Genomic DNA, 14,359 nt, shown 5'->3' with positions numbered 1-14,359 from the left:
ATTTTATTACTTTGGCAAATATAAATACAACTGATAGTTATGATTAAATAAAGTTGTATTCAGTACTTATTGTTACTCGATTTATTCGATTGGAGATTCCAACCCCAATTTACGGGATGCAAATATACGGAAAGAATTACACTATCGAAATAACATTGTGTAATAAAATCTTTTAAGGATGAGATACGGTCTGTTTTTACTTTAGATACTTCGCCTAAAGTTCTATTTGTGTCGAAAAGAGGTTAAGAAGGTGAAATTTTACATCTATTATTTAACGTTACTTAATTGGTATTTTCTCTTAAATGTAAAAGACAAATTATACATTTGTTTATGATAATATTGTATCGTGAAGTATTTATTGCTATATTGTGTAGATGAATTATATTCTTTGATTTGCAGAGGTATAGCGATACTTGTTTTCGGTATTTAAAGATTAAATCTATGAACAAGAAAACACCGTTTTACCGTTTTGTGCTAATTTTATCTGTTGTTGCATTATTTCCTGTTTGTAATATACATGCACAGCATTCTGCAAAAACAAAACAACTGTCATCGAAACAACAGAGGTGGTTTGATGATAAAAAGTGGCTCGAAGGTGCTGCTGTATTTCCTGATACGGGAATAGATGAAATAACATTTGTTTCTCATTATGAGAAACATCCGGAAAGATGGAAAAGGGTGTTCGAATTTATAAAAGAGAATAATCTGGCAACATTACCACTCGGTAAGCAATCGTTAGGAGATGATATAACTGTGAACGTACAGGAATATATGACTCGTGAACCGGGTAATGAGCAGCTCGAAGGGCATAAAAAGTACATCGACTTACAATATATAGTTAATGGTTGTGAATTACAAGGCTATGCAAAGTTGGTAACAGTTATAGACGTTATCAATCCGTACGATGAAAAAAGAGATGTTGCTCATTATAAAGTACCCGTGATAGAATATCATGTAGTTAAACCCAATCAGTTTACTATTTTCTTTCCGGATGATATTCATATGACTAATATTCAGTACGGAGAAAAGGCAAAGGTGCGTAAGGTGGTTTTTAAAATAGCAGTTGATTGATTGCTCGTGATGATAGGTCTGTGATCTTAATTGATTGAGTTATGGGACGATTTTTATTCTTATTCTATGCTTTAGTGTTCTTTTCGTTTGGTTCTCAGGCAAGAGAAGCTGTAGTTTCTGATTCTACTAAGGTTGATCGGATGTATTTGGTCTGGAATGATGATTCGTTATTGAGGGATTCGTTGCAAATGAAAAAAGTAATCTCCTATTATCGGGAATCCAAGTATATGGACGAGTGTGTTGAAGATGGTCTTGTTAAGCATTTGCTGTCTGTGGAGAAGTTATCTCGTTTCAAAAAAGGCGATGAAGGGCGTTTTATGTTCCTTTTTAATGATCCGCATTTCGAGCCAAGTGAAACAAGGTCTGTTGCGGCCATATCTTTTCAGGGAGATGATGCTTTGGCTGATTTAATAAATGAAGTAAGGTATATAACTTTGAATACTAAGTTTAATCCTTTGATAAATGCCGAATTTATGCCGGCTTTCAATGGGGGATATAGTGGCATGATGAAATACCTCAATGAGAAAGTAACCCTTTCACGTGATGCGGATGCGACGGATACGTGCGGGGCGGTTGTTCTCGGTTTTATTGTCGATAAAGATGGTTCAGTTAAGGATTTGAAGATTTTAGAGAACTGTAATGAGGTTTTGGATAAGGAAGCGTATAGATTGGTGAAATCGATGCCTAAGTGGCAAACAGGCAAAAGGGCAGGTGCTTCTGTTCCTGTATTTGTGGTGTTACAACTTATTTTTAAGATGTAAGTTTGTTTGTCGGTTGAGTTTTTTTGTCCGGTTTTATAAAATGGTTCTATGTTTTTGAAATGAAGAAGAAAAGGTCTGTGACCTTAAAAAATAATAATAAGAGAATTTTATGAGTGTATCATTTAAAGAGAGAGTAGGTAAGTTTTGGGACGCTTTTACTGAAAAAGAGTCTGAGGTTAGAAAAATGTTGGATGACAAGGTTGAAACTGATACATTAATAAAATTTGTAGATGATATTTTATCAGTAGCCTTTCATAAAGCATTTTTTGAGTTGGGTATTAATGATCAAGGGAAGTACGAGTTGATTCTTACACCCGAGGGAGACCGTGCTAAACTTTTTCAGTTAGAGTATTGGTTGAAGCAGGCTCCGGCGGTTTTATCCGAAAAGTGGAATTTTTATTCCTCTAAGCCCGCTAAGGCAAAAGGCGATTTTAGTATTTCGATGTATGATACTACTCTTTCCGCTGATAGTGTAAGTCTTTATTACGAAATTGATGAAAAGCATCAGAAAGTTAATTTGCAAGTAGAGTGCCTTCCGTTGATGAAATTGGAAGAGAATAAAAAGTATAGTTTGTTTTTTATTTATCTCGATCAGCTTATTGGCGAAGCTTATACAATGGAATATATAGGCACTATTGATTTTCGAGTTTCAGGAAAGGGTTTGAAGAAGATTGCAGCAACTGATTTGAGAAAATTGATGGATGATACCATTGAGGCGAAAAACTGGTTCCGTATCGAAAATATCTGCGAGAGATGTGCCGGATATGAAATGGTTCCCTCAAAAGCAAAGGATTGGCAGTTGCGTGAGGATATTTACATTGCCTATTCATCGTGTTTTCCTGTTTTGAATGCCTTTTATAATAAATCGACAGAATTGTTCGGGAACTTTTATGCTGACGGGGTAGTGTTCGGTTTCTTGTTTTATGAGAATATTAATGTGCCGAAAGATCGGATAGTTCCATTTAGAACCGAGATCGAAGATCAGATATTAAAAGAGGCTAAAGCCGCTAATGTAGCTGATTCTATTGGAGGAGCAACAGGTTTTTATTTTTCGTATATGGATTTTATTGTTTATGATATAGATGCATTCTTAGCTATTGCAAAAGAGGTTTTAGTTAAATACAAATTTAAAGATGTTGGGTTCTCTAATTTTATATTTGGAGATACACCTACGTTCTTTAGGGACTGAAAGGCATAGTATGATGATCATGAAAAAAGGAGATAATATTTTTATTATCTCCTTTTTCTATAATTAAGTATCTCTAATATTTGCGTTTAAAATTATAAAAAGGCTCAGCTCTTATCTTAGCTTTTCAAGAATTGCTGCTGCTATAAATTCAGCCGCTTTTTCGTTTAATCCGCCTCCCATAACAAGCATGTCGGCCTGTTGGCGCGATGGTTCAATGAATTCTTCATGCATGGGACGAACTGTTTTGTAGTAGCGGTCGATAACTTCCAGTGCCGTACGTCCACGTGAATCCATATCTCTTTGAATAATTCTGGTCAAGCGCTGATCTGCCGGAACTTCCAGAAATATTTTCATGTCCAGTTGATCATAGATCATTTGTGACGTATATATTAATATACCTTCTACTAATAAAATGTTCTTTGGTGCAATGGGAATTGTTTCTTCCAGGCGGGCACACGTTAAGAACGAATAAGTAGGACAGTTGATGGTTTGCCCTGATTTTAGAAGCTCGATGTCTTTGTAGATCAATTCCCATTCTATGGAGTCAGGATGATCGTAGTTGAGTTTGAACCGATCTTCGAGTGGAATATCGCTGTTGTCTTTGTAATAGGCATCCTGTGGTAAAATAGCAATTTCTTCGCGGGGAATTCGGCTTAGTATACCGTCTACTAACGTTGTTTTTCCTGAACCAGATCCTCCGGCAATGCCTATTATATACATGGGGTATTTTATTATTTTGTTATTTTGTTATTTTGTTATTTTATTGCAAAAGTATCGGTATTCTTCGAATAATGAAATTCTGTAGTATTAAAAATTACAATGTACCCTGTTCTATTTCTACCACTATCCGTTCTATCATCTTATCCTTGCCGTTAGGGTCGTATTGAGTTTTCAGGTTGTTGCCGAAGATGCCGGCAAAAGTATTGTAAACGGTGGCTTTTATACCTCCTGTGAGAGATTTGATAATATCATATGCCGAGGAGTTTGTTTGCCTGTCGATCAACTTTACTAATATTTTACCTTGATTTTTTGTTAGCTTTTTCATCTTGGGTTTGTAGGAATCCATAATGAATTTTTGAGTTTGTTCAAGGTGTTTCTGTTTTGCCTTTTTATCGGGTAAAGTTTCCATGAATTCGTAAGTCTCAATGATGTTTTGTGCTACCTGTTTGGCATAGGGCAAGGTTATTTTTACATCACGCACCAGTTTAGTGTATTCGAGCCTTTCCTTTTCGTCTTTGAAGCGAAGGGGGGGGAATACAACGGTTTCCGGAAGGTATGCATTAAATATAGTGTCACCCTTCACTACCGAGAATGTATATTGGATAACTTTGCTGCTTTGTGCCTGTGTATACGATATACATAGGACAGAAAGGAATAATATGCATATATATTTTTGCATTGGCTAAAGTAAAGCTTTGGATCTTCTTATTGTTCTAAGAGAGTGTAAATATAATTAAGTTCACAGAACTATTTATTGCTTCGGCTAGTTAAACTGCAATAGATGGTTATGTTTTTAGAATGTATTATTGAATATTTTCTATTATTCACTTCTTTATAAATGTACCATGTGATTGTAAATATCATACACAGCTTATGGTTTGTAAGGTGTATGCAATACGCCTCTACATTGAAGATGCTCGAATAGATTCTTTCTTTTATTTAACTATATTTGCAGCAAATACAACAAAATAAATACATAAATATAAATTCGGGATGGATTGTTCAAAGATTAACAGTATTCTTTTTTTACCAAGAAGAAATATGGTAATTAGGAAAAAGTTTTTTATCTTTGCGACCATTCTTTTATTTAATTGAAAAAGTGGGAAAATTTAGTCTCTATAATATTCCGTTAAGGAATCTGGCAGATGGTCTACATAAGTTCGAGTATGTTTTGGATGATCAATATTTCAAAGCAATTGGCGATGCCGATTCGGATATTAGACGAGGCAAGGTTAATGTAGAAGTAATCGTGAAGTGTGTATCTTCGACATTCGAGTTTAGTTTTACTCAGAATGGTGAAGTGCATGTTCCTTGCGATCGTTGTTTAGATGATATTCTTATCGAAACCAATTCAACCAACCGCTTGGTGGTGAAGTTTGGTCATGAATATTCGGAAGAAAGCGACGAAATCGTAATCATACCCGAAGAAGAAGGTGAAATTAATATTGCATGGTTTCTATATGAATTTGTAATGTTGAGCCTTCCGATGAAGCATGTACATGCACCGGGTAAGTGCAATAAAATGATGTCTTCGAAGCTGAATAAACATAAAGTTGCAGCTGCTGATTCGGATGATAGTTTGGATATAGTAGATGACGACGATTTTGACGATTCGGTTGAAGAAGAAGCTGGTGAAGTAACCGATCCACGATGGGACGGATTGAAAGGACTTGTTGAGGAATAAAACTCGCAGACCTTTTTCCTGTTTGATAAAAGTAAATAAGGAATAATTATAAAAATATAGTAGTATAAAAATATTACTCAGAAGTAAAAATTTAAATTAAATAAACAGATAAAATGGCACATCCAAAGCATAGACAGTCAAAGTCTAGATCAGCGAAAAGAAGAACTCATGATAAAGCTTTAACTCCAACATTAGCTGTATGCCCTAATTGCGGAACATGGCACGTTTATCACACAGTATGTGGTGATTGCGGTTATTACAGAGGAAAATTAGCAATTGAAAAAGAGGTAGCTCTTTAATTGTCTAAACAATAAAAGCCCTACTCAAAATAGGGCATTTTTTTTATAAACTTACTTATCTGAAAATATGATTCAAGCAGCGATAACAGGCATCGGAGCTTATGTTCCCGAAGATGTCATCACTAATGAGGATCTTGAAAAACTCGTGGATACGAATGATGAGTGGATCATGAGCCGCGTAGGGATCAAGGAACGTCATGTCCTTAAAGGTGAAGGTCAAGGTACATCTGTTATGGGTATACGTGCCGTACAGGAGTTGTTAGATAAAACTAATACAAGCCCTGATGATATTGATGTCCTTATTTTTGCCACTACAACCCCCGATTATCAGTTTCCTTCTACATCTGCTTTAGTTGCACATGGTTGCGGAATTAAAAATTCTTTGGCTTTCGATTTGCAAGCAGCTTGTTCAGGTTTCTTATTCGGTTTAGAAACCGGATCGAATTATATAAAATCAGGAAGATATAAGAAAGTTATAGTTGTAGCAGGTGATAAAATGACTGCAATAACCAACTATAAAGACAGAACTACTTGCCCTTTATTTGGAGATGCTGTAGGTGCTGTAATGTTAGAGCCAACTACCGAAGATTATGGTATTAAAGATACAATCTTACATACCGATGGTTTTGGTGCACCGCACTTACACTTGTGTGGCGGAGGATCGGCATTCCCTGCATCGGCAGAAACCATAGAGAAAGGTATGCACTATGTATATCAGGAAGGTCAAGTTGTATTTAAGCATGCCGTGTCTCGTATGGCTGATGTTTCGGCTGAGATCATGGAGCGTAATCAATTGACCAAGGATGATGTGAACTGGTTTGTTCCTCATCAAGCTAACCTGAGAATTATAGATGCTGCCGCTAATCGTATGGGCTTGTCTAAAGATAAAGTGATGGTAAATATCGAAAGATATGGAAATACAAGTGCCGGAACAATTCCAATTTGTTTATGGGAATGGGAAAGCAAACTTAAAAAAGGAGATAATATTATTCTTGCCGCGTTTGGAGCCGGATTTACATGGGGTTCTGTGTATTTGAAGTGGGCTTACGACGGAAAATGATAGAAAAAATATATAAATCTTATATAGATAGAAAAGCGCATCTTTGTCAGGTGCGTTTTTTTATTCTATATTTGTTGTTCAATGAGGTATTTAAGTAAAGAATAAAATTTATTACTCTATTTTAAAAGATAGACCGGGCTCTTTTCAATATCTATCCGCATATACAAATGATAAACAGGTCTTAGACCTTCAACTAAATTTTTGAGAGAATAAAAAAGAATGCATAAATCAGGTTTTGTAAATATTGTAGGAAATCCTAATGTTGGAAAATCAACATTGATGAATGAACTGGTTGGCGAGAAAATATCGATTATCACGTCAAAAGCTCAAACTACACGCCATCGTATTTTAGGAATAGTAAATACTGAAGAATATCAAATTGTATATTCAGATACTCCCGGTGTACTGCGTCCTAACTATAAGTTACAGGAATCAATGCGTAACTTTTCGGAATCGGCATTGGGTGATGCCGATGTACTACTCTATGTGACTGATGTGGTAGAGAAGACTTCGAAGAATGAAGATTTCTTGCAGAAGGTACAAAAAGTCGAAGCTCCTGTATTACTTCTGATAAACAAAATCGATCAAACCAATCAGGATGATTTGGTTAAATTAGTGGAGGAATGGAAAGAATTACTACCCAAAGCCGAAATATATCCTATATCTGCACTTAATAAGTTTAATATCGACTTTGTAAAACGTCGTATTATCGATTTAATACCTGAGTCGCCTCCTTATTTTGAAAAAGATGCCTTGACGGATCGTCCCGCACGTTTCTTTGTAACCGAGATTGTGAGAGAGAAGATACTGCTTTATTACCAAAAGGAAGTTCCTTATTCGGTAGAGGTTGTTGTTGAGGAATTTAAAGAAGAAAGAGACATTATCAATATACGCATTCTTATTATTGTAGAACGCGATTCGCAAAAAGGAATAATAATCGGTCATAAAGGTGCTGCTTTGAAAAAGGTCGGTGCAATGGCTCGTCAGGATATGGAGCGTTTTTTTGAGAAAAAAATATTTCTACAAATGTTTGTGAAAGTAGAAAAAGACTGGAGAAGCCGTGATAATATCTTGAGAACATTTGGATATCGTTTAGATTGAAAGGGCGGTATCTGGCTGTTGTATTAACGAAACGATCCGGTTACAAGTTTAGCAAACTTATAAAGTTTACGTTATTCAAAAAATAATGATAAGATGAAAAAGATTGGACTTATACTATCATTCATGTTGTTCTGTTTCATTTATATGAAAGGGCAAGATACAGATATGAGCCATAAACTCACATCGCAAGGTGCTTGGTTTTTGTTTTCGGTGAGAACCGAAGAGCAAGTGGGTGAAGAAGTTTTAACTCAGGTTGAGTTTTACAAAAAAGATGACATTTCCAGTATATTTTTTGACGAAGAGAATAAATTATACTCGGTTTTTTCAAAATACAGCACTGATGTGTATGAAGATCGATGGAAATTGGTTGATGATACCCATTTTGTGATGGTAAGTCCCAATGATGGTAGTTCTCAGATCGTAGAGATATTGGAAATTGATAAAACAAAGTTAGTCTTAAGAAACTGTGGCGATATAGAGAACGGAACTTCATGTTCTTTATATACTTATTTTTCGACCAAGGAAGGTTGGTTGCCCGATTCGGAGATTGACGAGTTGAATTCAGCAGGAATAATAGAAGTGGAGGAAATGACTCCATAAAGATTGGTATTGAAATAAGCAATAAAAAGGTCTGAAACCTTATAACCTAAATATAAATTGCCCTAGTTTATGATCAAAAAGTATTTATTTCTATTTAGTCTGGCTATAACGACTTTAAGTTATGCACAAGACAATCAGAATAATATCAAACAAATGGACACAAAGAACCCTTTTTTCGAAGAGTTTAAAACACCTAAAGGCACTCCTCCTTTTGATTTAATTAAAAAAGAGGATTATAAGCCTGCTTTTGTTAAAGGTATCGAACAACAAACAGCTCAAATTTCGGCAATTACCAGAAAAAGAGATGTAGCTACGTTCGAAAACACAGTGGTGGCATTGGACGAAAGCGGCGAAATATTAGACCGTGTATCTGCTGTATTCGGAGCGATACGTGGTGCTCAAAGTGATCCGGATATTCAAAAAATAGCAGAGGAAATTTCTCCTCTATTATCAGAGCATAACGATAATATTTATTTGAATGTTCCTTTATTTGAGCGTATTAAAATAGTATATGCGGATAGTTTGAATCCGGCAAGAACTACAGAGCAAAAACGCTTGGTAGAGAAATATTACAAGTCATTTGTACGTTCGGGTATTGCCTTGAATGATACACAAAAAGACCGTTTACGTGAGATAAATAAAGAGTTAAGCCTGTTATCACTTTCTTTCGGTAAGAATCTTTTAGCTGAAACAAATAATTACGAATTGGTAATAGATAACCCGAAAGATCTGGCCGGATTACCTGCGGATGTAATTAGTATTGCTGCCGAAACGGCTAAAAGTAAAGGTATGACCGGTAAATGGGTTTTTACTCTAAGTAAACCTAGCTGGTTGCCTTTTCTTCAATATGCCGATAACAGAGCATTGCGTGAAAAATTGTATAAAGCGATGTACAGTCGTGGTAACAATGATAATGAATTTGACAACAAAGCAATTATCAGTAAGATCGTTAATCTGAGATTGGAGAGAGCCAATTTGTTAGGATATAAATCTCATGCGGATTATGTGCTTGATGATACAATGGCTAAAGCTCCTGATAATGTATTTGCTTTATTGAACAATATATGGGAATACGCACTACCTCAAGCTAAAAAAGAGGCTGTTGAACTTCAAAAGCTTATAGATAAAGATGGAGGTAATTTCAAATTAGAATCTTGGGATTGGTGGTATTATACCGAAAAACTACGCAAAGAGAAATATGCTTTGGATGAAGAAGCATTGAAGCCTTATTTTATGGTTGACAATGTTCGTGACGGAGCATTTTTGGTTGCGAATAGATTATATGGAATAACATTTAAACCTTCTGCAGAGATATCTACTTATCATAAAGATGTTCAGGTTTTTGATGTAATAGATGCTGACGGATCATTTATCGGTGTTCTTTATTTGGATTATTTCCCTCGTGCGAGTAAACGTAATGGAGCATGGATGAGTAGTTTCCGCAAACAAAGTGTAAAGAATGGAGAGTTTATCAATCCTATTATTTACAACGTTGGTAACTTTGCTTTACCTACAGAGGATAAACCTTCTTTGCTGACTTTGGAGCAAGTTACAACTCTTTTCCATGAGTTTGGACATGGCTTACATGGCTTATTGTCTAATGTAAATTATAACGGGTTGTCGGGTACAGCAGTTTCTCGTGATTTTGTGGAGTTGCCTTCTCAGATATATGAGCATTGGGCATTACACCCTGAGGTGTTGAAATTATATGCAAAGCACTATCAAACAGGAGAGGTTATTCCGGATGCATTAATTGCAAAGATAGAGGAAGCTTCTAATTTTAATTCGGGATTTGAAACTACAGAGATTGTAGCTGCTGCTCTTTTGGATATGAAATGGCATGTGATAACAGAACATCAGGATTTTGATGTAAATGCATTTGAATCTGATGCAATGAATCAAATCGGACTTATCTCCGAGATTATACCCAGATATAAGAGTACTTATTTCGCCCACATCTTTGATGGCGGATATTCAGCCGGATATTACAGCTATTTGTGGTCTGAGGTATTAGATGCAGATGCTTTTGAAGCTTTTGTAGAAAAAGGAGTCTTTGATAGAACAACAGGTCAGTCGTTCCGTGACAATGTGCTATCTAAAGGAGGTTCAGAAGATCCGATGGTTTTATACAAACTTTTCAGAGGAGCAGAACCTAATCCTATTTATCTTTTGAAAAACAGAGGTTTTGTAAAGTAAGGTTGATTAGCTTACCTATAAAGGTATTCAAGATAATAAATCGATATGTGAAAGAGGAGTATAAATACTCCTCTTTTGTTATGTAATTTTTTTAACTCAAAGCATCCGGAGACTTTCTTTTTAGATTGTGTAGATTATACGTCACTGACAAAATGTTAATTCACATACTAAATAATACACAATTTGATTAAATGCTTATATTTGTGTTAGATTTTATTGAGGGTGGGCAGTTTTAATATTTATAAGTAGTTGAAGTCCTATTTTGAAGCTATCACCAGTAATTGTTACGATATTTGGCTCAATAGCGAAAAAAATCAGATGCCTTACTTGATAATTTCTAAGCAGAATAATTTATTTAACCTTATTTAGAGTGATCCTTTTTATAAAGGTTTAGATCTGAAATCTTTAATGGAAAAAATATGACAATAGGTGTTGACCTGGGAGCTACTAATATAAGAGTAGGCATAGTCGAAGGTGGTGTTATCTACCGTAAAATATCTGAGCCTTTCCCGTATGATAAAACATTTGAAGAAACAATCAATTTTTTAATAAGCACTATCAGACGATTGATGAATACAAATATCAAAGGTATTGGTATTGGTGTTCCATCGGTGGTTGATTCTCGTAAGGGAATAGTTTATAAAGCCGGAAACGTTCCGTCGTGGAAAGAAGTTCACTTGAAGGACATCCTCGAAGCTGAGTTTAAAATACAGGTACGTGTTAATAATGACTGTAACTGTTTTGCTTTCGGTGAACGGTATTATGGCGAATGTACTCCATATCGCAATATCGTAGGAGTAACACTTGGTACAGGACTTGGTGCCGGCATTGTTGTTAATGATGTTCTTTATGAAGGCTTGAATACAGGAGCCGGTGAAATTGGCTTAGTACCTTATCTGGATAGTAACTACGAACATTATTGCGCATCTAAATTTTTTCAAAGATATAAAACGACTGCACATATAGCATATCTGAGAGCTGAGAATGATGATAAGGAAGCTTTGGCTATGTGGGAGGAGTTTGGACACCATATCGGTAATATGATTCAGGTGATTATGTATATGTATGATCCCGAGGCTATTATTTTAGGAGGAGGAATCACTAAAGGATACAAATATTTTTCAGAAGGAATGAATAAGAATCTGGCTAACTTTCCTTATCCTTTAGCTCTAGAGAAAATGCAACTATTAATTTCGTCTAAAGAGGATATTAGTTTACTGGGTGCTGCATCGCTTATTCCTTAATACAGAATCCTTTTATCTAAAAGATAAAAAAACAGATCTTTTGAGCTATGCTTTAAAAGATCTGTTTTTTACTTTATTATTAATATAGGTTATTCATCGGCTTTAATTGTTGCTTCATATTCTTTCAGTAATTTGTCTTGAACATCGCTTGGAACCAATTCATATTTAGAAAATTTCATAATAAACGAAGCACGACCTCCCGTTAGAGAACTTAGTGTAATCGAATAATTAGACATCTCTTTCAAAGGAATTTTGGCATTTATAACTTCAATATCTTTGTCGCTTTCCATACCTTGAATTACTCCCCTGCGGTTTTGAATATCGCTCATTACATCACCCATTTTGTCGGAAGGAACAAAAACGGTTACATCCGATATTGGTTCCAGAATTTTAGGGCCTGCATTACGGAAAGCTTCGTTAAAAGCATTACGTCCGGCAAGCATAAACGATATTTCATTCGAATCTACAGGATGCATCTTTCCATCATAAACAATAACACGCACATCCCGGGCATATGATCCTGTAAGTGGACCTTGTTCAAGGCGAGCCATGATCCCCTTTATGATAGCAGGTACAAATCGATTATCAATAGCACCTCCGACAATACTGTTGACAAAAACAAGCTTGCCACCCCAGTCTAAGTCGTGGGTTTGAATATCTCTCGATTGTACTTTAAATTCTTGTCCGTTAAATTTATAAGTGTCGGGTACAGGCATACCTTCAATGTAAGGCTCTACAATCATATGGACTTCTCCGAATTGCCCTGCACCTCCCGATTGTTTCTTATGACGATACTCTGCTCGCGAAGGTTTGGTAATTGTTTCTCGGTAAGGTATTTTTGGTTCAGAATATACGATTGCTATTTTATCATTATTTTCGATTCTCCACTTCAATGTTTTCAGGTGAAACTCTCCTTGCCCTGATACAATCATTTGTTTCAGCTCTTTGGAGTTCTCAATCAGCCATGTTGGGTCTTCTTCATGCATCCGCTGTAAAGCTTCGCTTAGTTTTTCGGAGTCTCTTTCGTTGGCAGCTTTTATAGCCCTGCGATATTTAGGATTGGGGTATTTAATAAAGTCAAATTGATTGTCGGTTCCTTTTCCGTTCAGCGTATTTCCGGTGCGTACATCTTTTAGTTTAACGGTTGCACCTATATCTCCCGCAACCAGTTCGTCAACTTTGGTGCGTTGCTGACCTGCAACCATAAACAATTGCCCGATACGTTCTTTTGACCCTCTATCGGAGTTGATGAGGTCATCGCCTTCTTTTACTTTTCCGCTCATCACTTTAAAATAGGAGATATCGCCCACATGAGGTTCTACTGTCGATTTAAAGAAAAACAGGCTGGTAGGACCATTGACATCAGGTTTAACTTCTTCGCCTTCGGTGTTTACAGGGTAGGGCATATCTACAACGTAAGGAACGACATTACCTAGAAATTCCATGGTACGTCTGACGCACATATCTCGTTCGGCACAAACACAGAATATGGGGAAAATATCTCTTTGAACAAGCCCCTTGCGAATACCGAAGCGCATTTCTTCTTCGGTAAGAGTACCTTGCTCGAAGAATTTTTCCATCAGTGATTCTTCGTGCTCGGCTGCCGCTTCTACCAGTTTTTGGTGAAGCTCTTCCGCTTTATCCATTTCTTCTTCAGGAACTTCGAGTACTTCGGGAACTCCTCCTTCGGGTTTCCATCTGTACATCTTTTTTTTGAGTACATCAACTATGGCATTGAAGTTCGGTCCACAATTGATGGGATATTGTATGAGTACGGCTTTTTCTCCGTAATTGCCTTTCAGCTGAGCCACTACACTGTCAAAATCGGCTTTTTCGTGATCGAGCTGATTGACTATAAACATCACCGGTTTCTGAAATTTTTGGATATATCTTAATTGGTTTACTGTACCAACTTCTATTCCATATTGAGCATTTAATACCATGAGTGCAGTATCGGTCACATTGAGTGATGTTACTACATTGCCTATAAAATCGTCAGCTCCCGGACAATCAATAAAATTGAGTTTTCGATTCATCCATTCAACAGAAAAGATACTCGAGAAGACCGAATATCCATACTCTTTTTCAACCGGAAAATAATCGGTAACTGTGTTTCCGCCTTTCACAGTACCTCTGCGTTTTATAACCCCTGCCTCGAAAAGCATTGCTTCGGCAAGAGTGGTTTTCCCGGAGCCGGAGCTCCCAAGAATTGCAATGTTTTTGATTTCGTTAGTTTGGTAAGTTCTCATGGTAATAAATATTTATAGGATTTATATAAGGTCTCAGACCTTTTTATTACTTCATTCAGTATAAAAACTACAGCCTATTATATTTTGAGAATATTTGATTATATTCTCAATTACTTTAAATATTCAAACTCAATAAGGTTTAGGAAACAAATGCTCGTTTGCATTTTCTCAAAATTAATAAATGT

Annotated in this window: 13 protein-coding genes; 10 read left to right on the top strand and 3 right to left on the bottom strand. The window is 36.1% G+C overall.

Annotation, left to right across the window (positions count from 1 at the left end; genetic code table 11):
* Window positions 1-441: 441 nt before the first annotated feature.
* From G7051_RS01400 to G7051_RS01390, 3 genes are all read left to right on the top strand, one after another.
* Window positions 442-1,071, top strand: coding sequence for a YhcH/YjgK/YiaL family protein (locus G7051_RS01400; RefSeq protein WP_166197946.1), 630 nt, complete (start codon window positions 442-444; stop codon window positions 1,069-1,071).
* A gap of 41 nt (window positions 1,072-1,112) precedes the next feature.
* Entirely contained in the window at window positions 1,113-1,832 is a 720-nt protein-coding gene (locus G7051_RS01395) for an energy transducer TonB (RefSeq protein WP_166197945.1), read from the top strand.
* Window positions 1,833-1,941: 109 nt separating this feature from the next.
* The gene (locus G7051_RS01390) at window positions 1,942-3,021 is read left to right on the top strand and encodes a hypothetical protein (RefSeq protein WP_166197943.1); all 1,080 of its coding nucleotides are present in this window, start codon (window positions 1,942-1,944) and stop codon (window positions 3,019-3,021) included.
* A 111-nt stretch (window positions 3,022-3,132) separates the two neighbouring features.
* Here G7051_RS01390 and udk read toward each other — a convergent pair whose 3' ends face one another.
* Together udk and G7051_RS01380 are read right to left on the bottom strand one after the other, a co-directional pair.
* On the bottom strand, window positions 3,133-3,741 hold the full coding sequence (udk, locus tag G7051_RS01385; RefSeq protein WP_166197941.1) for a uridine kinase: 609 nt from the start codon (window positions 3,739-3,741) through the stop codon (window positions 3,133-3,135).
* 94 nt (window positions 3,742-3,835) lie between these two features.
* A complete protein-coding gene (locus tag G7051_RS01380) occupies window positions 3,836-4,420 on the bottom strand; it encodes a DUF4294 domain-containing protein (protein ID WP_166197939.1) in 585 nt (194 codons plus the stop codon).
* Between the two features lie 420 nt (window positions 4,421-4,840).
* Between G7051_RS01380 and G7051_RS01375 the strand changes: the two genes are divergently transcribed.
* The 7 genes from G7051_RS01375 (at window position 4,841) to G7051_RS01345 (ending at window position 11,925) form a co-directional block, all read left to right on the top strand.
* On the top strand, window positions 4,841-5,425 hold the full coding sequence (locus G7051_RS01375) for a DUF177 domain-containing protein (RefSeq protein ID WP_166109900.1): 585 nt from the start codon (window positions 4,841-4,843) through the stop codon (window positions 5,423-5,425).
* Between the two features lie 113 nt (window positions 5,426-5,538).
* Window positions 5,539-5,724 carry a 50S ribosomal protein L32 gene (gene rpmF / locus G7051_RS01370; protein ID WP_082204055.1) on the top strand — a complete coding sequence of 62 codons (186 nt, stop codon included), beginning with the start codon at window positions 5,539-5,541 and terminating at the stop codon, window positions 5,722-5,724.
* 67 nt (window positions 5,725-5,791) lie between these two features.
* Window positions 5,792-6,784, top strand: a complete 993-nt coding sequence (locus tag G7051_RS01365) for a beta-ketoacyl-ACP synthase III (protein ID WP_166109898.1) — start codon at window positions 5,792-5,794, stop codon at window positions 6,782-6,784.
* A gap of 219 nt (window positions 6,785-7,003) precedes the next feature.
* Complete coding sequence (gene era, locus G7051_RS01360) at window positions 7,004-7,885, top strand: GTPase Era (protein ID WP_166109895.1); 882 nt, start codon at window positions 7,004-7,006, stop codon at window positions 7,883-7,885.
* A gap of 93 nt (window positions 7,886-7,978) precedes the next feature.
* On the top strand, window positions 7,979-8,485 hold the full coding sequence (locus tag G7051_RS01355; RefSeq protein WP_166197937.1) for a hypothetical protein: 507 nt from the start codon (window positions 7,979-7,981) through the stop codon (window positions 8,483-8,485).
* A gap of 69 nt (window positions 8,486-8,554) precedes the next feature.
* Entirely contained in the window at window positions 8,555-10,681 is a 2,127-nt protein-coding gene (locus G7051_RS01350; RefSeq protein ID WP_166197935.1) for a M3 family metallopeptidase, read from the top strand.
* A 419-nt stretch (window positions 10,682-11,100) separates the two neighbouring features.
* A complete protein-coding gene (locus tag G7051_RS01345; protein WP_166197933.1) occupies window positions 11,101-11,925 on the top strand; it encodes an ROK family protein in 825 nt (274 codons plus the stop codon).
* Between the two features lie 89 nt (window positions 11,926-12,014).
* On the opposite strand, the gene G7051_RS01340 is transcribed toward G7051_RS01345, so the two are convergent.
* Window positions 12,015-14,174, bottom strand: coding sequence for a translation factor GTPase family protein (locus G7051_RS01340; protein WP_166197931.1), 2,160 nt, complete (start codon window positions 14,172-14,174; stop codon window positions 12,015-12,017).
* Between the last annotated feature and the right edge of the window lie 185 nt (window positions 14,175-14,359).

The organism is Dysgonomonas sp. HDW5B, from assembly GCF_011299335.1.
Taxonomy (GTDB): Bacteria; Bacteroidota; Bacteroidia; order Bacteroidales; family Dysgonomonadaceae; genus Dysgonomonas_A.
Note: the sequence above shows the minus strand (reverse complement) of the source record. Positions and strands in the feature narration are given on the sequence as shown.